We start from the raw sequence: 20,352 nt of genomic DNA, 5'->3' as shown, positions 1-20,352 counted from the left end.
AATAATAATGATATGGGACGAACTACTTCAAAAATAATACGAGCAGTCCTGCCATAAAACAATAGAGCGCAAAAACATACAAAGAGTGTTTGCGCAAATATCCAAGCAGCCAACGGATCGCCAGCCAACCGATAATGGCAGATGTTACAAAACCGGTCAACAGGATGGGTAAAAACTCAGTTGTGTTCGGGAGGAGAATGGCTTGAATGGTCTCATACAAGCCCGCCACAAGCAGGATCGGTGCAGACATCAAGAAGGCGAAACGCGCCGCCGAAGGGCGGTCAAAGCCGCGGAACATTGCTCCTGCCATCGTTGAGCCGGAGCGGGAGGCACCGGGGAAGATCGCCAGTACTTGAAACAAACCGACCGAGAGAGCATCCGCCCATGTGGCAGATTCCAATACACGGCTCTTTTTATCGAAATATTCCACTACTGCCAGCAGAATAGCCGTGAATAAAAGGCGAACCCCAGCCCACAATAAGGGATCACCGGACATATCTTTTACGAACTGATTCAACACCAGTCCCACCACACCTGCAGGAATGGTCGCTGCAATGACCAGCCAGCCGAGATAAGCATTAAGATTCTCAAATGGCTTTTTATGATAGATGCCAAGCAGAAAGGCTTTGCTGATTTCATATATATCGTGCCAGAAGAAGATCAGCATGGCGAGCACAGTTCCCATTTGGATGATGATATTGAACGCAAAAGTACGGTCATCTGAGGGGAGCCCAAGTAATTTACCGGCAATGAGCAGATGCGCAGTGGAAGAAACAGGGATGAACTCCGTCAGCCCCTGAACAATGCCGAGTAGGAACGCTTGAAATGTATTCACCGGGCAATTCCATTCATTGCACGTTTGGCATTATTCGACCATTGTGCCAGCATTTCCGGCGCGCGAGATTCAAAAGAGCCGTCGGCAACATAGATACGGATACGCTCCATCAGGCGGATCAATGCCCGCAAATTATGAATGGAGATCAGAGTTCCCGCCAGCAGTTCCTTTGCCACGATCAAATGGCGGATGTATGCGCGCGTAAAAGTGGTGCAGGCATAGCAATCGCAGGTCTCATCGATCGGGCGCTCGTCTCTTGCAAAAGTGGCGTTCATCATATTAAGACGCCCTTCCGGTGCAAAAGCGGAATGATGCCGTGCCAGCCGGGTAGGCAGAACACAATCGAAGATATCCACTCCACGCAGAACCCCGTTGATCAGGTCTTCGGGGGTGCCAACTCCCATCAAATAACGCGGTTTGTTTTCAGGCAGCAATGGTGTGACAACATCCAATGTATCGTGCATTTCCTGTTTGGTCTCACCAACGGAGAGCCCTCCAATGGCGATACCGGGCGTATCAAGAGAAGAAATGAATCTGGCAGACTCCTCACGCAGTGCAGGGTCAACACCGCCTTGAATGATCCCGAAAAGAGCCTGGTCGCTGCGTGTTTTTGCTTTGAGCGAACGCTCCGCCCAACGATGGGTCCGCTCCATGGCTTTCTTAATATAAGCATGGTCGTTGGGATCAGAACATTCATCGAACGCCATGATGATATCTGCCCCAAGGTTTTCCTGAATGGCAATGGATTTCTCAGGCGTAAAGCGATGCGTGGAACCATCAATGTGACTCTTAAAGGTCACACCATCTTCATCCACTTTGCGGGTTTGAGAAAGTGAAAATACCTGAAAACCGCCGGAGTCGGTCAGCATTGGGTTGGGCCACTGCATGAACTTATGAAGTCCACCCATATCACGTACGAGTTCATCGCCTGGGCGAAGGTATAAGTGATAGGTATTGCTCAAGACAAGGGAAGCACTGATGCCTTTCAAATGTTCCGGCGTCAGGGTTTTAACGGTTGCTTGTGTACCAACAGGAGCAAAAACAGGAGTGACCAGGTTGCCATGCGGGGTGGAAAAGACGCCCGTACGGGCACGGTTATTTTTGGCTGTAATGTTGAATTCAAACATAAGCGAATTATACAGGATGAAACCCCGCCCTCGAATTGGTAGGTAAACTCACGCGGAATTGGTCCTTTTGCAAAGTCAGACCGATTTATATAATGGAGAAAACGTTAGGAGTAGGACAAATGAAAAAAATTATTGTTATCGTTCCATTGATGGGCTTTCTTGCTTTTGCCGCCTGCACACAAGGCACTGAAACTACCGGACTGCCCATTCCCACCCCGTTGGCGGCGGAAGAAACCAAGCCGCCCACATTCGACCCCAATCACTTTCTCACTGCCACCTTGGTGCCATTCTATACCCAAGTTCCATCGCCTACATTTGTAGGCGAACCCGCCACAGTCAACATCGCTTTGAACATGGGCTCAGGCGGGGCAGGCTTCTCTGCCAACCTTTACGCACAGGAAGTGTACACAGGCAGAACGGTTGGGATCTTCATGTCTGCGGGCATGCACACCGCGCCGCTCTTACCCACCTCGCCTCCATTGGATATGGCTGTGCCTGCCCCGGGAACCTATGTCTTCTATGCCCGCCTCAGCAATGACCCCATGGATTATCACTACGGCTACACAGAATGTTCCGTTCCGACTGATTGCGTTGGCAGTCCATTGCTTGCGCTGGATGTACTTCCCGGCAAACACTACACCGTCTTGATCGTAGACCGCAAAGCACTGCTACCCGGCATTGACGAACGCGGACTGCCCGTTACGGTGCCATGGGTCAAACTGGTAGAATCAACTCCGTGAAAACATTGCTAATTCCTTTAGATACGAACGCCACCAAGCCGCTCTACTTGCAGGTTGCAGACTACATTACAGAAGCCGCCCGCAACGGACAGCTGCAATCGGGACAGCAACTACCGCCATCTCGCACACTGGCAGACCAAAATAGCGTCCATCGCTCTACGATCATCAATGCCTACCAGGAACTAAAGGCGCGCGGCGTGCTGGCATCCAAACCGGGAAGTGGAAGTTACATCGAAAAGGGATTGAGCGAAAGTAGCTCACTGGTTCAAAAAATGCCCGCTCAGGACACGATTCAGACCGATGAGCTTATTGCAGAGATCCGCCGTATGCATTGGTCTGAAGGCATGATCTCGCTTGGGTATGGTCCACCAGCAGATGAACTGATGCCCGTTGAAGATTTCGATCGCTCCCGTCAACGGGTATTGAGGCGTGACGGAAAAAAGACCGCCAACTACGAACATCCGCAAGGGTACTATCCATTAAGACAAGCAATCTGCGCAGACCTTGTCAAACAAGGTATTCAAGCCGACCCTAACGATGTACTGATCACAAATGGCGTATTGGAAGGCGTATCCCTTATCAGCCGCGCACTCGCCGCGCCCGGCGATAGTGTATTGACCGAACTACCCCAATACTTTGGCAATTGGACAAACTTCAGTTACCTCGGTCTGAACGTGCGTGGATTTGACCTACTTGAAAGCGGACCCGATTTCGCATCACTCGAGGCGCAACTTCAAGACGCAAATGACCGCCTGCGTTTCGTCTTTGTCACCGCAGATCATCAAAATCCGCTGGGCACCTGTTGGACGATGCCCGCCCGACATGAATTTCTAAAAATGATGAACAAGTACGATATCCCCGTTGTGGAAGATGCAACCTATCGCGACCTTACCTACGACGGCATGCCACACACTCCGCTTCGCGCCCTAGACCCGGATGTGATCTATGTAGGGACATTCTCTCATTCGCTGATGCCCGGTTTGCGCATCGGGTTCGTCCTTTGCCACGGACGCCTGCGCGAACACATCGAACGCCTCAAAGCCATTTCCAGCGGACCTGTCGAAACGCTCAACCAGCGCGCCCTCGCAGACTTTCTCTCCACCGGCGAGTATGAGCGACACCTCGAACGCATCATCCCCGTCTATCGCTCACGGCGTGATGCACTGCTAAATGCCATGCAAACCCACTTCCCCGCCGACCTGCGCTGGACAAAACCCAGCGGAGGGTTCTTCGTGTGGGTCTGGTTACCCGAACGAATATCAGCTATTGATCTATTCTATCGTTCCTTGAAAAAGGGAATTTCCATCGCCCCCGCCAATATTTTTTACCCGGGTCCGTGCCCGCAAAATGCATTCCGCCTTGCCTTCTCGCATCACTCTGAAGATGTACTCACTCGTGCCGTTATGGAAATCGGGCAGTTGTTATAAACAACAGCCTTCATGTGTGAAGAATTGGGAAAAATAAAAAAGGCAAGTTTGCAAAAACCCAGAACCCTATATCAGCCCTCGTCATGCTTTTCGAGGTCTGTGAGCAACAGATCCAACGCCCCCACAGAGATCTGTAACTCACGCAATGAAATTCCAAGCGAAACGATCATCAAGACCAGCGCCGCACCAAAGCTCCATTTGCCGCCATCAGACCAACCGGCAAACAACGCGAACATACTCACCACACACATCAACAAGCTCAACACGCCCACGATCTGCATATTACGAATGAGATAAACACGATAGCGCAGGTTATCGATCTGCGCCAGCAGGTTCTTATCGCCGCTTTCATGAAAACGGTCATTCAGGCTGCGGATGATGGTGGCAAGTGTCAAAAAACGATTGGTGTATGCCAACATCAAAAGCGAAACCGTTGGGAACAATAAAGCCGGGGTGGTTAACGAAAGCTCTTCCATGATAAACAAATTATACCCGTCTCAAATATCCATAATATATGCGGCTTCCCCTTCCTATTGACTTTGGACTCGTTTATACTCCGCACACTTTTATGACACAAGATAAACACTGGAATATCTCGCCTCGCATCTCCCCCGAAGCTGATTCGGCGCTATCTGCCTTTCCTCCACTCTTGCGGCAAGTCCTCTTCAACCGCGGTTTCGCCGACGACCCCAGCGCCCGCGCCTATTTACGCGGCGAACCGAACAGCAACACCGACCCGTTCCAAATGACGGATATGCGCCAGGCAATTGAGCGCATCCGCTTTGCGATGACGAACAACGAACCCATCGCCATCTACGGCGATTATGATGTAGATGGAGTCACCGCCACCGCACTACTGGTTGAACTCTTAAGGAAACTTGGCGCCAACGTACGTGGCTATATCCCCAACCGCTTCGAAGAAGGGTACGGTCTCAACAACAACGCATTGGATGAATTAAAAGCCGACGGTGTAAAACTGGTCATTACCGTAGATTGCGGCATCCGCTCACCCAGCGAAGCGCTTCATGCAAAAACCTTGGGGTTGGACCTCATCATTAGCGACCACCACCATCCAGACGATGAAAACCTGCCTTCCGCCCTCGCCGTCATCAACCCCAAACGCCACGGCGATACATATCCCGATAAAGACTTGGCTGGTGTAGGCATCGCCTATAAGATCGCTGAAGCTTTACTTTCCGATGACAAAGCCTCGACTACAGACCAAGGTTCGTTGTCTGTGGTTAACGGTCAGATCCTCAACTCGTTGCTCGACCTGGTAGCCCTTGGAACCGTTGCAGATCTCGCTCCGCTTGTTGGCGAAAATCGTGTACTCGTTAAAAAAGGACTGCGCCAGATGCGCCAAACCACCCGTCAGGGACTTTTTTCTCTGGCAGCGGTTTCAGAAGTTAATTTGCCAAAGGTCAATGCCGGGCATATTGGCTTCATGCTGGGTCCGCGCCTGAATGCAGCCGGGCGATTAAAAGAAGCGTTGGCAGCATTTGAGTTATTAACCACAACCGATGTCTTTAAAGCAGGCGAACTCGCCCAGCAGTTGGATATGCAGAATCGCGAGCGCCAGCGCATCACGCGCGACATGCAAACCCGCGCCGAAGAAATGGTCATCAGTGAAGACCCGGATGCCTATCTCTTTTTTGCAGCACATGAAGATTTCAACTCTGGCGTGGTTGGTTTGGCTGCCTCACGCCTCACCGAAAAATTTTACCGCCCAGCCATTGTCGCCTCCAAGGGCGAAGAAGAAACTCGCGGCTCCTGCCGCTCGATCCCCGAATTTCATATCACAGATGCACTCGACCAATGCGCCGACTTGCTTGTCCGTCATGGCGGGCATGCCGCTGCGGCTGGCTTTACGGTTAAGAACGAAAACCTTCCCGCCCTCGTAGCCCGGCTGAAAGCCATCGCGGCGGAAAAACTATCAGAGACAGAACTCAAGCCCACCGTTACGGCAGACGCGGAAGTATCCCTCTCTGAGATGCGCCCTGACGTGTACGAAAAAGGATTGAAGTATCTTGAACCCACTGGCTATGGCAATCGAGAAGCGTCCTTCGTGGCGCGCAATGTCAAGGTCAAAAGCTCCCGCATCGTCGGCTCGGATGGAAAACATATCAAGATGTCGCTTGAAGACGAAAAAGGCATCACCCACGATGCGATCGGATTTAAACTTGGCGAATGGCACAAATCCATGCCTGCCCGCGTGGACTTGCTTTTCACTTACGAGCCAAACGAATACAACGGACGTGTCACCTACCAGCTCAACTTGAAAGACCTTAAACCCGCCTCGAACAGATGACAAAAAAGAGACAGCCGTTTGGCTGTCTCTTTTTTGTCATTTCTGCACGGGAAGTTTTGCCCGCCGCCAGGCAAGCATGCCGCCCTGCACGTTCAGCACGTTGAAGCCTTCTTTTGCCAACATCTTTGCCGCCGAAGTACTGCGGCTGCCACTGGCGCAAATGCAAACGATCTCGCGTCCTTTGGGCAGGTCGCCCATTTGCTTGTGCAGATCGTTCAAAGGAATTAGTTTTGCGCCAGCAATATGCCCGGTGCGAAACTCCTCCGGCTGGCGTACATCCAATACAAGCGGATGTTTGCCAAACTTCAACTTTTCACTTAACTCTTCCGCTGTGATCGTCGGCACAGACGGACCAAACAAACTGGATAGAAATCCCATAAGACTGCCCTCCATGGCAATGGTTGAACCTAATTACGGTTCGTGATCTCATCTGCGCGTTCAGGGAGGGTAAACGTATTAATGGTCATTCGGTCAACTAGCCCGGGAAGAAAACGGTTAAGGGAAACGGTAAAGCCCCAAAGCCAGGGCATGATCCACATTCGGCGCGGATGGCGCACCAGTTTTACCACAGCTTTTCCAACTTGTTCAGCCGTCAGAACCATAAAATTTGGTGTGGATGCATTGGTCTTTCTTTTAATGCCTGCACGTTGGGCGAACTCGGTCTTAACCCGCCAGGATAAAGAAGCGAAACGTGGATGCCCCACGGTTCCACCTCGCGCCGCAAGGCTTCTGAGAATCCATGCACGGCATGTTTCGAAGCAGAGTAAATGGTGTAGGTCGGGGTTCCGACCAAACCCGAGATCGAGCAAATGTTGATGATGCTGCCGCTGCGCTGGCGGATCATCACAGGCAAGACCTGACGCGTGGTTTGGATCAAGCCCATCACATTTACATCCATCAGCCCTTTTATATCTTCCATTGGGTCGAGTTTCTCCAACCAATCCAGCCGACCGAATCCAGCGTTATTGACCAATACGTCAATACGCCCGAACGCCGCAAGTGTTTGGTTCACGAGTCTCTCAATATCTTCAAATTTGGAGATATCTGTTCGTACAACAAGAGCCTGCGCGCCTGTATTCATTAACTCGATCTCATGCGCAACTGCTTGCAATCGCTCGAATCGACGGGCAGCCAGCACAACTTTCGCGCCCTCGCGCCCAAATTCCAAGGCAGCAGCAGCACCGATCCCAGATGACGCTCCTGTAACGATAACAACTTTATCTTTAATATCCAACCTCTGCTCCTTATGGACCCCAACGGGGCTGATAATCACAATAATCGTTATCTGTCAGACGGCGAACATCGGATCCATCCACACGCATGATGTAGATTTCGCAGCCGTGATCTTCTCCATAATGATCATAGTAAGAAGTAAATGCCACCCACTGACCATCCGGTGAAATGGAGGGTCCCTGTGAATTGCCCCCCGTTGGGCTTAACATACGCGCATCCGAGCCGTCCGCATTCATGATGTAAACATCACGCTTCCATGCCTCACCGGAATAGGTAACAATGAACTGACCATTCGGAGACCAATCGCTTCTTCCCCGTATCGCGGGCAGGTTGCTGATCTTTAGCAGTTCACTCCCATCAAGCTTGATCGTGTAAAGCTGAACACCACCCTGCATATCCGATGCAAATAAAATGGACATCCCATCCGGTGACCAGGTCGGGTCCCAACCCAAAGCATTGGGAATGAAATGAGGGTTTGTGCCATCACGGTTCATCACCCATATTTGATTCGCCGCCGCTGTAGAAAGTTTAAAAGCGATCAGGGAACCGTCAGGTGAAATTTCCGGTCCGTTCAGGTTACCGAGGCGATCAGTCAATTGTGTGACATTGCCGCTGGCAATATTCATTTCGTATATTTCATAGATGTTCGGCTCGCGAAATGCAGCATAGATAACACTTTGCCCATCCGGCGACATGGACGGGTAATAATGTTGGCGGGTGTCGTCGGTGGTTAAACGCTGAAAGCCAGAACCATCGGCATGGATGATACAGATCTGGTTACTTGCCTGCGCTTTGAATATCTGACAAACAAAAGCGATCTTACCGGTCGGCTCGCTGATGGATGAAGGAACGATATCAGGTTGTAGAGTGGAGTCTGCCGGGAGGGCAGTCACTGCTGATAAAGTGGCGAGCAGGTTCGGGGTCGGGGTGGATGCGGACGGAACGTTGCAGGCAAGCATGATCAGCAATATAGCCAGTAACCAGGCAAGACGCATCTGCTTAATCCGCCTCAAGATAAAACTCCTCGCCTGACAGTATCTTTGCACCCACGCTGCGGCACTGCGGACAAATGGTTTCTTTTTCGCCGGGGTGATAAACCAGAAAGCACCACATGCACTGTTGCTGCGCCGGAATGACGCGGATATTCAATTTCATATTTTCAAGAGGTGTAGAAGTTGTTAACTCTTTCCATTCCTGCTCAATCTTCATTTCATGCAGCAGCAATTCCCCCACTGCAAGTTTTATGGTTTCGCGCGATGAAGATTGCGCAAGTAACTGCTGGACAAGCAAGGCGAGGCGGGAATTTTTCATAACAGTAGGGCTTACAAAGCTTGATGCAAGTATTTAGAAGTTATCTCAAAAATGTCATCCTGAGCGATAGCGAAGGATCTCTACACCCAAAACAAGAGACCCTTCGGTCGCAAAGAACGCTCCCTCAGGGTGACACAGTATTTTTGAGACAGGTTCTAGATAAGTCTTCGAATAATTTCATATCCACAAACGCAGAATCAACGACACACATAGGTAAAGCCGCTATGGCAAAGCGTAAATTCTGACATAGCTGACCGCCGTAGGTGCTTCATCTGCGTCGAGCACAACCTTGCCAGACTTGTACGATGCATCAGAAAAACTTCTCACAAATACACGATTGACGTAAACATTAAACTCGCTGCCTTTAGCGACTACTGTAAGGGTATTTGGTTCATTTAATTTCAACTGTGATGCCTGGGTGTAATTCATTAGCTGCTTTTTATCAGGTCCAATATGCCAAGCAGCGATATCTGATGATGATGAAACAAATACTTGCGTACTGCAATTCCCTGCAGCGCAATCAGTGTAACGCAAATACGCTGTAAAATAATGTGTAGACTGGGGGTTTACAAAACGAAATTCCGTTTCAAATATAAAATCCGAATATTCTGTAGACCAGTTGGGAAAAGTAGAAGTTGCTGGAGATAAGATCAACTCGCCATTTTGAATTGAATTCCCGCTTTGTAAAGACCAGACACCTGCATCCGATTCAAATGTATCTTCATACAACAACGACCCAAAATCTGAATTCGATAATTGAGTATCCGACGCAAGTTCTACAGGTTGATCATTTGATGCGATGTCTTCAATTGTTACTGTTGTAGTGACTGATGACGCAAATGTCTCTGCAAATGGCGTACCAAAACCTATCGATCCGGCAATAATTGTCCCAACTAGAAGCACAACTATAACTTTTTTCTTATCTTCTCTAACAAGTAGAGCAATGACTGCAACCAGTAATTCAGCAATAAAAGCATAAAAAAGATTACGACCGAGATCACTAGCATTTTGCGCTCCTTGGCTTGAGTAATTTACTGCAAAGCAAATAATCTCAGGCTTTTAATTTTGGTTCTAATTTTCGCCAGAAAGCTCACTACGTCTAATGCTCTGTGCTTTCATTCATCCAGTACACCACTCTACTTCCTTCTAAGCGTGCCGCTTGCAGAAATCGTGCCCTGCTCACCAATATACAAAGAAGAAAAACTTAATTCATCACCAGCAGCCACCGTAAACCGGTCGATCGTATTTTTCTTGCAAAAATCAGGAGAGTCTTTGCTTACCTTCTCTGTAAATTCATAAACATCCTGAGTAACGCCATTGTAGACCAAATCCCCTTTACAACCATATACAGGCATTTCGTACGTGCCACAGGCTTGTCCAAGCGCGCAATTTGATTTGATGAAGTATGTCGCTTGAGTACGATACGACTCATCAGATGCAGTTATCGTACCAACCCAGGTACCTTCTACTGAATAGGTCTGAGTACCGAAAGAAGGTAAAGTAGGTTCTTTACCAGCCGCAACCAAAACTGCATAAGCGCCTATTAAAGCGGCAATCACCGCAAAAACTCCAGCAATAATTGCGGCAACAATAGTAGGATTCGACCAACCTCCGGGCTCTTTTGGTGTTTTTAATTCATTCGGATTCATTCTGACCATCCTATTATTTTTTAAACCGTATGACCTCTACGGCAACTTTATCTTATCAGTCTCTTTTTAGACAAGGGCGGTAAAGCGAGTGTTTGCCCCACCATTCACAAGGCAGAGGACGTCATAAGCATTTTGAAAAATTTTATTCTCAAGCCGCTGTTCTTAAAGGTAGGGATGCCATCTTGAAAGAATGTTATAAAGTTTCCTTTAATTAACTACTCAATGTTTATAAAATTTACTGTCCAACAGATTAACAAGAAAACTCTATTCTAGGAGCAAGCACTTCAGGCTGGTCTATAAGCCGCATTCTGTCCAGCGGATCGCTCCGCTTGGGCAATCATCTCTCTGGGCGGTGCGTCGCCGCGCCGCTCGGTGCAGCCTACCCGGGACTGGCCCAACCCACAAGAGGGAAGGGCACGTATGGAGGCGAGCAGCCTCCCATCGTCCACAGACGAAATCGTCCCTGCTTGGCCTTGCTCCCGGCGGGGGTTACCTGGCCACGCACATTACTGCGCGCGCCGGTGGTCTCTTACACCACCTTTTCACCATCACTGCCAAAGGCAGCTGTTTGTTTCTGTGGCCCTTTTCCGGCAGGTTCACGCCTTTCAGCGATCTTCCCGTCAACGAATGACGAGACTTCCCCGCCCCGGGTGCTATCCGACGCCGTGCTCTATAGGAGTGCGGACTTTCCTCGATCCCGTCAACGCAGAACCGCGATTGCCCGACCAGCCTGAAGTATTTTCATGATACCCGTGGAAGGAAAGAGAGTCAACCACATGGATGCAAGTCCGTAACAGGCATGAAGATTCAATACTTAAAGGTGGACATTTCTGGAAAAGACATTAAAATTGACCCATCACGTAATTTGAAGAGGAATCCCCTTGAGCAACCTGCCAGGTAAATTTGTCATTGGTCTCACCGGAAATATTGCCACCGGAAAAAGCGTCGTCCGCCGCATGCTGGAACATTTAGGCGCATATACCATTGATGCAGACGCACTTACACATCGTGCGTATGCCAAAGGCGCACCAGGATATCAACCAGTAGTGGATATATTCGGGAAGTGGCTGATCAACCGCGAAGGTGAAATTGACCGCAAGAAACTTGGCAACCTGGTCTTTGGGGATGCGGAAGCCATGCGACAACTGGAAGAGATCGTCCATCCATTGGTGCGTCAGGCAACGGAAATGCTTATCAAACGTGCCAGCCAGCCGGTGATCGTCATTGAAGCGATCAAACTGCTCGAAGGTGACCTGCGTAAAGCCTGCGATTCGATCTGGGTGACCAATGCACCTGAAGTCATCCAAGTGGAACGACTGATGAGAAAACGCGGACTCAATTTGGAACAGGCGCAGGAACGCATCCGTGCGCAATCGCCGCAAAGCGCGAAAGTAAAGATGGCAAATATGGTCATTACGAACACAGGTTCGTATGATGATCTTTGGAAACAGGTCAGCGAGGCGTGGAAGGAGATCATCCCTGGCGCAAAAGACGCACCCGCTGAAACGATCACCATTAAAAAATCCACAGGAACCGGGGATTTCTCCTCCCAACGTGGCAAACCCAAACATGCCGCCTCCATCGCAGACTTGATCACCCGGTTAAGTAAAGGCAAGCGTAAAATGAACGCCGATGAAGTCATGGAAAGTTTCGGCGATAAAGCCTATATGCTGCTTAAGATGGATGATGGCGTTGTCGGTGTAGCTGGCTGGCAGGTGGAAAACCTGGTAACCCGCACTACCGATATTTTTCTTGAAGAAAACCTCGACGCCCCAAAAGCTCTTGAAGTCCTCATTCAGGGTGTGGAAGGAGCTTCTTCCGAACTACAGAGTGAAGCTTCCCTGATCTTTGCAATGGATAACCTTGCAACACAAGATGCCCTTTGGAAAAAGCTAGGGTATGAAAAACGCACATCGGAAAGCCTCGGCGTGCAGGCATGGCAGGAAGCCGCCGAAGAAGCCGCCCCTGCTGGGAGTGCACTCTTCTTCAAACAATTAAGGCAGGACCGCGTTCTCCGTCCCATTTAGGCTGAATATATCTTCAGTGGATTTGGGGCGCATCCCGAACTGACAGCCGTGATGGAGAGCCGTCTCAATTACACGTGACTGAATTACTGAACAACCTCTTCTTTATCTTTCAACGTGTCAGCTGGCTGAGCATATTGGATATCATGCTCGTCACGCTGATTTTCTTTGTGCTGCTGTATTCCCTGCGGGATACGCAAGCCATGGCATTGTTGCGCGGCATGATCATGCTGATTGTGACGATTACATTGATTACCAGCCTGGTGGAACTACCTGCTTTTTCATGGTTTGCACGCAACGCCCTGCCCGCCATGCTGCTTGCCCTACCCGTTATTTTTGCGCCTGAGATCCGCCGCACGTTGGAACGCATTGGTCGCGCCGGAACCTTTTTGCCCGCAGCCGTAAAATCTGCCGACTCCGCCCTCGAAGAGACCATCCGCGCGGTGGTAGGTGCCGCAACAAGACTCTCCGCCCGAAAACACGGTGCATTGATCGTAATGCAGCGGCTCGACCATCTCGATGACTATATTCAAACCGGCGTGAAACTAAATGCAAAGGTTACCCCGGAATTATTGCTGCAGATCTTCTACCCGAACACCCCTCTGCATGACGGCGGCGTCATCATTGTGGACGCGCAGGTTGCGGCAGCATCTTGTGTGATGCCCTTGTCCGCAAGCGGTATTTTGAACCGCACACCCGAACGCCAGATGGGATTGCGCCACCGTGCCTCGCTGGGTATTTCCGAAGTAAGTGATGCCATTGCCATTGTCGTTTCAGAAGAGACCGGTGCCATTTCCATAGCACATTCCGGCAGAATGTTGAGACGCCTCGACCCGGAACGATTAGAGAATATTCTCACCGCCTTCTTCCGCCCAAGCGGCACGGAACAAAAGGGCGGCTTTATTAATAGTCTATTTTCCGGCAAAAAACGCCGGAAGGAAGAAAAATAATTATCATGTTTCGCTGGTTGGTCGATAATTACCGTACATTTTTGTGGGCATTTGCATTGGCAGTTGCCGTGTGGATCTCTTCTGTCACCTCTGCCGACCCTGACCAGACGCGCACGCTTGCAGCCCCTGTACCGATTGAGATCATCGGTCAATCCTCAAACCTGGTTTTCAGTAATACCCTTCCAAAAGAAGTAGATGTAACCTTGCGTGCGCCTAGTTCGGTCTGGAAGTTGATCGAAGATAACCCAGCTATCGTACGCGCAATTTTAGATGTTTCCGGACTGAGCTCAGGTGATCATTCACTCGATCTTCAGATCCAGGTGGATGCGCGCCCAGTTCAGATCGTTTCCGTCTCTCCGAAAACAGTGGACTTTGCACTGGAACCGCTTATCACGAAATCCATGGATATAGATTTACGCATCGCAGGTGAGGTTGCTATTGGGTATCAAGTCGGAGAGGTCGATCTGGAGCCGCTGACCGTTGTCGTATCTGGCGCTCAGTCGCAGGTCGAAAAAGTGAGCCGCACACGAGTATCCATTGACTTGAACCGTATCCGTGAAAATTACGATCAATCCCTTAAAGTGGAAGTACTTGATGAACGTGGTCAAGTGGTAAACGGTGTGACCGTTTCTCCCGAAACGGTGCATGTTGTCCTCCCTGTCAGCCAGCAGGGCGGCTATCGCGATGTAGCAGTCAAGGTCACGACACTCGGGCGCGTGGCTAGTGGATACCGCCTTACGGATATTTCCGTTTCTCCGCCCGTGGTGACCATCTATTCCACAGACCCAGAAATCGTCAACAGCTTGCCCGGCGTTTTGGAAACCCAGCCGCTTGACCTGCAAAATGCGCAGGATGATATTACGACCAGACTAAAGCTCAGCCTGCCCGCAGGCATCTCCATCATCGGTGAACAGACCGTGTTTGTGCAGGCGGGGGTCTCACCGATCGAAAGCAGTGTAACCATCTCCAGTGAACGGATTGAGATCATCGGGTTGGAAAAAGACTTGAACGTGCAAATATCTTCTACAAATGTGGATATCATCCTCTCCGGTTTATTGCCGCTGCTGGATACATTGACCCGCCAATCGGTACGCGTTACTGTAGACCTGACCGGGCTCACCGAAGGCATATATCAATTATCACCAAGCGTGGAAGTACTTGTCGCTAACGTTGTAGCCGAATCGATCCTGCCTAACACCATTGAAATATCGCTCACCCCGCTGGATGTAAATACACCTACACCAACTGCCAAACCATAAAGTACAATAGCCCCCTTCGAAAAACCGCGAGCCTGCCAGGAAAATCCTTCATGTTGGGTATACTTGGCAGGCTCGGCGCGTCAGACAGGTTAGAGAAAGAGAAAGTAGAATATACCCATGAAACCCATTGTTGCCCTTGTTGGCCGACCCAATGTCGGTAAATCCACACTATTCAACCGCCTGGTTGGCGAGCGAATGGCGATCGTTGACGATACCCCCGGTACCACACGTGACCGCCTCTTTGGCGATGCGGAATGGAATTCCCGCACTTTCACCGTAATCGACACAGGCGGGATCGACCCGACCCATGGCGGTCGGACTCCGCTCTCAATTGGTTCCGTTGATTTCATCGAAGATATCCGCCGACAGGCGCAAGCCGCCATTCAGGAAGCCGACGCCATCCTCTTCGTCACTGACGTTGAAACTGGCGTAACAGAACCAGACCGTGAAGTGGCTGATATTTTGCGCCGTATGCAAAGGAAGCAACCCGATGGCAGTTTCCTGCCGCCGACTTTTCTAGTAGTAAATAAATGCGAATCGCGAGACCGCCGCGATCAGGTTTCAGAATTTTATGAGCTCGGCTTGGGCGAACCTTTTGCCGTCTCTGCCATTCACGGCACCAGCACCGGCGACCTGCTCGATGCGCTTGTGGCAGCCTTCCCTGAACAAAAAGAAGACGAAGAAGACAACAACATCAAGATCGCCATCGTCGGCAAACCAAATGCAGGCAAATCCAGCCTGTTGAATAAGCTGGTCGGCGCAGAACGCGTCATTGTCAGCCCCATCGCCGGGACGACCCGCGACGCCATTGACATGAACATTGAATTTGGCGGGCTACCCATTACACTGATCGACACAGCAGGCATCCGGCGGCGCGGCAAGATCGAAAAAGGCGTGGAAGAATACAGCGTCATCCGTTCCTTCAAAGCCATCGAACGCGCAGATGTTTCCTTATTGATGATCGACGCCACCACCGGCATCACATCGCAAGACGCTCATATCGCCGGCTTCATTAAAGATGAGTGGAAATCCTGTGTGGTTTTGGTCAACAAATGGGATGCCATCGAAAAAGACGGCACCACAATGGACGCCTATACCGAGAAGATCCTCAACGACTTGAATTTCGTCTCGTATGTGCCTATTCTCTACATCTCCGCCAAGACCGGTCAGCGTGTGGACCAGGTGATGCCATTGGCATTACGAGTTCAGGAAGAACGCCTCGCACGCCTGACCACCTCCAAGATCAACGAGATCATCCACAACGCACAAGATGCGCACCCGCATCCCACCCATGCCGGACGCGCGCTGCGCATGTATTACGGCACCCAAGTCCGCAGCGACCCGCCGACCTTCATGATCTATGTCAACGAACCATCGCTGATGCACTTCACGTATTTACGCTACCTTGAAAATCAGATTCGCGCCGAGTACGGCTTTTTAGGAACCCCCATTCGCATCGTATTGAAGGGGCGCAGGGAATAATTGTCGGTTATGCAACTCTGAGAAAAGACCATGAACAAAAAATCCATCCGCATCCTTGGCGATATCATCACGCTTGCCATCCTTACCGTCACCGGGTTTGCCACACATGGCGAAGCTGGCAGCTCCTTCCTTCCTCGCATGGCGGCGGCATTCTTCCCCATGGCATTGGGCTGGTTTGTATTGTCTCCCTGGCTGGGTCTCTCCGATGAAACAGTCATTAACGACCCAAAGAACTTGCTGCGAATACCGCTTGTATTTTTGTTTACAGCACCCTTGGCGGTCATCTTGCGCGCCGCCATCCTCCACACGACCGGCATCCCAATTTTTGCGCTCGCCCTTGGCAGCGCCAACGCCTTCGGTATGACGGTCTGGCGCTGGCTCTATCTTTTCATCGCAAAACGGGTGAAATAACTTCTTTGCTGTAAACAAAGAAGTTATTAAATTCCTTTCAAAAATAAAGCGGGGTAAAATAATCCTTATGGATGAAACAACACTCATCACTTCAGCACAACAAGGCGACTTGAACGCATTCAACACGCTTATCTTGCATTATCAGGATGCGGTTTTCAATACAACCGTGCGCATTCTCGGCGACGAAGATATGGCACAGGATGCCGCACAGGAAGCTTTCATCTCCGCATTTCAAAGCATTCGTTCATTTCGCGGCGGTTCATTCAAAGCATGGATCTTGCGCACCGCGACGAATGCCTGCCTCGACGAATTGCGCCGCCAGAAACGCCGTCCCACCACGCCCCTTGAACCCGAAACAAGCGATGGCGAAGAAATGGATTCGCCCAAATGGCTGGCAGACAAAAACATGACGCCCGCGCAAAAAGCCGAAGCCGACGAACTCGAACATGCCATTCAACATTGTCTCGATGCCCTGCCCACCGATTTCCGCACTGCTGTTGTACTCGCTGATGTACAAGGCATGGACTATACCGAAGTAGCCGCCGCCGCGCGCGTGCCATTGGGCACCATCAAAAGCCGCCTGGCACGCGCTCGATTAAGACTGCGTGAGTGTTTGCGTTCCTTCGAGGAACTTTTACCCTCTTCATATCGTTTAGAAGAGGAGAATGCCTAATGATCAATTCACGCGATATCGAAACCCTCTCCGCTTATTTAGATGGACAGCTCAATGCGTCGGATGCGGCTCGACTGGAAGCCCGCCTCAAGACCGACTCCGAGCTTGCTTCCGTTATAAGCGACCTGCGTGCCGCCCGCAGCATTCTCCGCAAACTGCCTGCCCGTAAAGCTCCACGCAACTTCACGCTCACCCGTCAAATGGTCGGTCTCAAACCACCCTTGCCGCGCAGCTATTCGCTATTTCGATTTGCCACAACGTTTGCTGCCGTCTTATTCTTCTTCTCGTTCACAGCCACCACGCTTTTGCCCATGTTAAGTTTTGGTGGAGCCGCCGCTCCCATGAATACAGGCTATGGCGGCGGATGTGATGGATGCGGCGGCGGTCCGGAAACAGCGTTGGAAGCAGCTCCTATGGCAGAATTACCAGCCGCCACCGAAGAAGCTCTTGCGCAGGATATGGCTCCCGCAGCAGAAATTGCGCCTGTCTCCACAGCAACGCCAGCCGCAGAAGACCGCGTGGCTGTATCTACAGTAGCGCCCAAGCAAGCCCCAACTGGAACCCCTGCAGTGGAACCAATTCCTGTGACGGCAATGGCGCCCACAGAAGAGGAAGCGTCTTTTAACTGGACAGTCTTATTCCTGCTCATTAGCCTCGCAAGCGGGCTGGTGATGTGGATCATGCATCAAAGCGCGAAAAGCAAATGGCGGTAACAGCCTGAAATAATGAGTACCCATCCCCTAATCGGGTCACCCCGATTAGGGGATTTTCTTTTTTATAATTATGGAGAAAATAAAGAAATTGATATTTTAATTTTAGGAGAATCATGAGAATAAAAAAGTTACTCGTTTCCCCCGTGTTTTGGTCAGTGGTCGCATTAATTAGCAGCGCATGTGTATGCGGTGAAGAAACTTCCACACAGGCGGCAAAAGTAATCGGTGCCCCTGAAGAAAAGCAAGGCAAACAGGAAAAGCAGGCATCCTGCCCCATGGAATGGACCTCCCCGACAAGCTCATCAGACGCAGGCGATATGCCGCCAACCGGCATGGTATCTTTCGATTGGAGTGACCATCCCGATGCAAGCGGATATGAAATGACCCTCATTACACCTAATAATTCGCCGGTATATTATGATGTTGATGGTTCTTCGAAGGACCTTTTCCTTGAAAACTATTCACAAGTTGGCAAGTATCAATTGGTTCTAACTGCCCTCGACACAGATGGTCAGCCTTTATGTTCGATCTCACTGGATTTCAACATGCCTGTGGTTGCCGATAAAAGCGCACCAAATAATAACAATTCTGGAGATGATGAAAGCGAACCGGGGTCTGTTTCCCCTTCGAATCCAATTATTGTGCCAGGCATCATTATTGTGCCGGATGTCATTGAGCCGCCCAAATAAGCGACTTGTTCAATACAGTGGATGATGATATAAAATCATTCATGTCCAAAAATGATCATGTAAAATTCTGCCCGCGATGCGGCACCGGAGTGGAATATCTTGAAAAATTCGGTGCGATCAGACCGGTATGCCCAAATTGTCGCTTTATTCACTTCCAAGACCCGAAAGTTGCAGCGGCTGTCCTCGTAAAAGATGGCAGCCGTGTTTTATTGGTACGGCGCGTGAACGAACCGTTCCGTGGAATGTGGACCTTGCCTGCGGGTTTCGTGAACGGCAGTGAAGACCCGGCAGAAGCGGCAGCACGCGAATGCCTCGAAGAGACCGGCTTGATCGTACGTGTTTCTCATGTGCATGATGTGATCGCCGGACGCGAGCACGAGCGCGGCGCGGACTTCATTATTGTGTACATAGCAGAAGTGATTGGCGGGGAGATGGCTCCAGCAGATGATGCCGATGCCGTGGAATGGTTTGAGCAAGACCACCTGCCATCACTGGCTTTCAAAGCGACAAAAAAAGTTCTTTTATAACTCCAGCGGAGATTTTCATGCGTTTCGATGAATTTATTCTAAAAAGCAACGCCGATACAGCTGCCCTCTCAGAAGGCTCGATATTCGAACGTTTACGCCGGGATCCTGCCGTTGAATACGACCCTTTCATCTCGCACTCCTCCCTGATCTACAATGACCGCTCCAGACAAGTCCTGGAAAACGTTCATCGTGAATACGTTGATGTTGCACAAAAATACCAGCTCCCCATCTTTATCCTCACAGACACATGGAAAGCCAACCCCGAACGAGTTGCCGCTTCCAACTTTAAAGATATGCAAATCAACCGAGATAATGTCCACTTCCTCTCGGATCTGCGGGCTGGATACGACCCATCGATGAGTATCTTCATTGGCGGGCTGATCGGCACATGGGGTGACGCTTACAAACCAGAACAAGCTTTATCAAAATTAGAAGCAGAGAAGTTTCATGCAAAACAGCTTTCAGAACTAGCAGAGGCGGGCGTAGATTTCTTATATGCTTCACCACTCCCGGCACTCGCTGAAGCGCAGGGCATTGCTGCAGCCATGTCCAGGCTAGGGTTGCCATATATGTTGAGTTTTGTTGTCTATGCCGAAGGCACCCTGCTGGACGGCACCCCATTGGGCAAGGCAATGGACATGATCGATAATGCAGTAACCACCCCTCCCATTGGATATGCGATCAACTGCGTACACCCGAAGATATTTTCAGGTGCCATGTATGCTCTTGAAAGAGAAAATCCTTCCTACCCTAAACGCATCATTAGTTATCAGGCAAATACCGCCAACTTGCGCCCCGAAGAACTGAATGAGTCTATTGAATTGATCACGGAAGACCCTGAAATTCTGGCAGGATTAATGAATGATGCCAGACATGCCTTTCATACCAAATTCATGGGCGGTTGCTGTGGAACAGACACAAGCCATATTGAGCAGATCGCGATTCAACTAAGCGGCTCACAAAACCCAATATAACATCTCCTTGCAAACACACC

The 20,352-nt window shown here is 50.3% G+C and carries 23 protein-coding genes and 1 other RNA gene; 13 read left to right on the top strand and 11 right to left on the bottom strand.

Going from position 1 to position 20,352, the window contains the following annotated elements; translation table 11 throughout:
* Nucleotides 1–22 precede the first annotated feature (22 nt).
* Together uppP and tgt are read right to left on the bottom strand one after the other, a co-directional pair.
* Complete coding sequence (gene uppP / locus IPG80_RS04455) at nt 23–835, bottom strand: undecaprenyl-diphosphatase UppP (protein WP_345103141.1); 813 nt, start codon at nt 833–835, stop codon at nt 23–25.
* Complete coding sequence (gene tgt, locus IPG80_RS04450; protein ID WP_345103139.1) at nt 832–1,962, bottom strand: tRNA guanosine(34) transglycosylase Tgt; 1,131 nt, start codon at nt 1,960–1,962, stop codon at nt 832–834. The genes uppP and tgt overlap by 4 nt, the downstream gene beginning before the upstream one ends.
* 119 nt (nt 1,963–2,081) lie before the next feature.
* Between tgt and IPG80_RS04445 the strand changes: the two genes are divergently transcribed.
* Together IPG80_RS04445 and IPG80_RS04440 are read left to right on the top strand one after the other, a co-directional pair.
* On the top strand, nt 2,082–2,702 hold the full coding sequence (locus IPG80_RS04445) for a hypothetical protein (RefSeq protein ID WP_345103137.1): 621 nt from the start codon (nt 2,082–2,084) through the stop codon (nt 2,700–2,702).
* On the top strand, nt 2,699–4,129 hold the full coding sequence (locus tag IPG80_RS04440; protein WP_345103135.1) for a PLP-dependent aminotransferase family protein: 1,431 nt from the start codon (nt 2,699–2,701) through the stop codon (nt 4,127–4,129). The genes IPG80_RS04445 and IPG80_RS04440 overlap by 4 nt, the downstream gene beginning before the upstream one ends.
* A 71-nt stretch (nt 4,130–4,200) precedes the next feature.
* Here the strand turns inward: IPG80_RS04440 and IPG80_RS04435 are convergent, their stop codons facing one another.
* Entirely contained in the window at nt 4,201–4,605 is a 405-nt protein-coding gene (locus tag IPG80_RS04435) for a DUF2721 domain-containing protein (RefSeq protein WP_345103133.1), read from the bottom strand.
* A 92-nt stretch (nt 4,606–4,697) separates the two neighbouring features.
* On the opposite strand from IPG80_RS04435, the gene recJ reads away from it, so the two are divergent.
* Complete coding sequence (gene recJ / locus IPG80_RS04430; protein ID WP_345103131.1) at nt 4,698–6,437, top strand: single-stranded-DNA-specific exonuclease RecJ; 1,740 nt, start codon at nt 4,698–4,700, stop codon at nt 6,435–6,437.
* Nucleotides 6,438–6,473: 36 nt separating this feature from the next.
* Here the strand turns inward: recJ and IPG80_RS04425 are convergent, their stop codons facing one another.
* From IPG80_RS04425 to rnpB, 8 genes are all read right to left on the bottom strand, one after another.
* Nucleotides 6,474–6,815 carry a rhodanese-like domain-containing protein gene (locus tag IPG80_RS04425; protein WP_345103129.1) on the bottom strand — a complete coding sequence of 114 codons (342 nt, stop codon included), beginning with the start codon at nt 6,813–6,815 and terminating at the stop codon, nt 6,474–6,476.
* A 29-nt stretch (nt 6,816–6,844) separates the two neighbouring features.
* Entirely contained in the window at nt 6,845–7,039 is a 195-nt protein-coding gene (locus tag IPG80_RS04420; RefSeq protein WP_345103127.1) for a hypothetical protein, read from the bottom strand.
* Complete coding sequence (locus IPG80_RS04415) at nt 7,030–7,671, bottom strand: SDR family NAD(P)-dependent oxidoreductase (RefSeq protein WP_345103125.1); 642 nt, start codon at nt 7,669–7,671, stop codon at nt 7,030–7,032. The genes IPG80_RS04420 and IPG80_RS04415 overlap by 10 nt, the downstream gene beginning before the upstream one ends.
* A gap of 10 nt (nt 7,672–7,681) precedes the next feature.
* On the bottom strand, nt 7,682–8,683 hold the full coding sequence (locus IPG80_RS04410; RefSeq protein WP_345103123.1) for a hypothetical protein: 1,002 nt from the start codon (nt 8,681–8,683) through the stop codon (nt 7,682–7,684).
* Complete coding sequence (locus IPG80_RS04405) at nt 8,670–8,981, bottom strand: hydrogenase/urease maturation nickel metallochaperone HypA (protein ID WP_345103121.1); 312 nt, start codon at nt 8,979–8,981, stop codon at nt 8,670–8,672. Before IPG80_RS04405 ends, IPG80_RS04410 begins: the two co-directional genes overlap by 14 nt.
* Nucleotides 8,982–9,203: 222 nt before the next feature.
* Complete coding sequence (locus IPG80_RS04400) at nt 9,204–9,884, bottom strand: hypothetical protein (RefSeq protein WP_345103119.1); 681 nt, start codon at nt 9,882–9,884, stop codon at nt 9,204–9,206.
* 233 nt (nt 9,885–10,117) lie between these two features.
* Nucleotides 10,118–10,630, bottom strand: a complete 513-nt coding sequence (locus IPG80_RS04395; protein ID WP_345103117.1) for a hypothetical protein — start codon at nt 10,628–10,630, stop codon at nt 10,118–10,120.
* A gap of 281 nt (nt 10,631–10,911) precedes the next feature.
* Nucleotides 10,912–11,363, bottom strand: an RNA gene (gene rnpB, locus IPG80_RS04390) — RNase P RNA component class A.
* Nucleotides 11,364–11,511: 148 nt separating this feature from the next.
* Here rnpB and coaE point away from each other — a divergent pair.
* The 10 genes from coaE (at nt 11,512) to IPG80_RS04340 (ending at nt 20,332) form a co-directional block, all read left to right on the top strand.
* Nucleotides 11,512–12,657 carry a dephospho-CoA kinase gene (coaE, locus tag IPG80_RS04385; RefSeq protein ID WP_345103116.1) on the top strand — a complete coding sequence of 382 codons (1,146 nt, stop codon included), beginning with the start codon at nt 11,512–11,514 and terminating at the stop codon, nt 12,655–12,657.
* A gap of 74 nt (nt 12,658–12,731) precedes the next feature.
* Nucleotides 12,732–13,604: a diadenylate cyclase CdaA gene (gene cdaA / locus IPG80_RS04380; protein WP_345103115.1), complete on the top strand. Its 873-nt coding sequence runs from the start codon at nt 12,732–12,734 to the stop codon at nt 13,602–13,604.
* Nucleotides 13,605–13,609: 5 nt separating this feature from the next.
* Nucleotides 13,610–14,863 (top strand): CdaR family protein, encoded by a 1,254-nt coding sequence (locus IPG80_RS04375; RefSeq protein WP_345103114.1) that lies wholly within the window; start codon nt 13,610–13,612, stop codon nt 14,861–14,863.
* 117 nt (nt 14,864–14,980) lie between these two features.
* Complete coding sequence (gene der / locus IPG80_RS04370; protein ID WP_345103112.1) at nt 14,981–16,345, top strand: ribosome biogenesis GTPase Der; 1,365 nt, start codon at nt 14,981–14,983, stop codon at nt 16,343–16,345.
* A 30-nt stretch (nt 16,346–16,375) separates the two neighbouring features.
* Nucleotides 16,376–16,756, top strand: coding sequence for a DUF3054 family protein (locus IPG80_RS04365; protein ID WP_345103110.1), 381 nt, complete (start codon nt 16,376–16,378; stop codon nt 16,754–16,756).
* 67 nt (nt 16,757–16,823) lie between these two features.
* Nucleotides 16,824–17,429, top strand: coding sequence for a sigma-70 family RNA polymerase sigma factor (locus IPG80_RS04360; RefSeq protein ID WP_345103108.1), 606 nt, complete (start codon nt 16,824–16,826; stop codon nt 17,427–17,429).
* Nucleotides 17,429–18,142: a hypothetical protein gene (locus IPG80_RS04355; protein ID WP_345103106.1), complete on the top strand. Its 714-nt coding sequence runs from the start codon at nt 17,429–17,431 to the stop codon at nt 18,140–18,142. The genes IPG80_RS04360 and IPG80_RS04355 overlap by 1 nt, the downstream gene beginning before the upstream one ends.
* Nucleotides 18,143–18,255: 113 nt before the next feature.
* Nucleotides 18,256–18,831: a hypothetical protein gene (locus IPG80_RS04350; protein ID WP_345103104.1), complete on the top strand. Its 576-nt coding sequence runs from the start codon at nt 18,256–18,258 to the stop codon at nt 18,829–18,831.
* Nucleotides 18,832–18,872: 41 nt separating this feature from the next.
* The gene (locus tag IPG80_RS04345) at nt 18,873–19,358 is read left to right on the top strand and encodes an NUDIX hydrolase (protein ID WP_345103102.1); all 486 of its coding nucleotides are present in this window, start codon (nt 18,873–18,875) and stop codon (nt 19,356–19,358) included.
* Nucleotides 19,359–19,375: 17 nt separating this feature from the next.
* Nucleotides 19,376–20,332, top strand: coding sequence for a homocysteine S-methyltransferase family protein (locus IPG80_RS04340; RefSeq protein ID WP_345103100.1), 957 nt, complete (start codon nt 19,376–19,378; stop codon nt 20,330–20,332).
* The last annotated feature ends 20 nt before the right edge of the window (nt 20,333–20,352 follow it).

The organism is Candidatus Villigracilis vicinus, from assembly GCF_016702885.1.
GTDB classification, from domain to species: Bacteria; Chloroflexota; Anaerolineae; order Anaerolineales; family Villigracilaceae; genus Villigracilis; species Villigracilis vicinus.
Note: the sequence above shows the minus strand (reverse complement) of the source record. Positions and strands in the feature narration are given on the sequence as shown.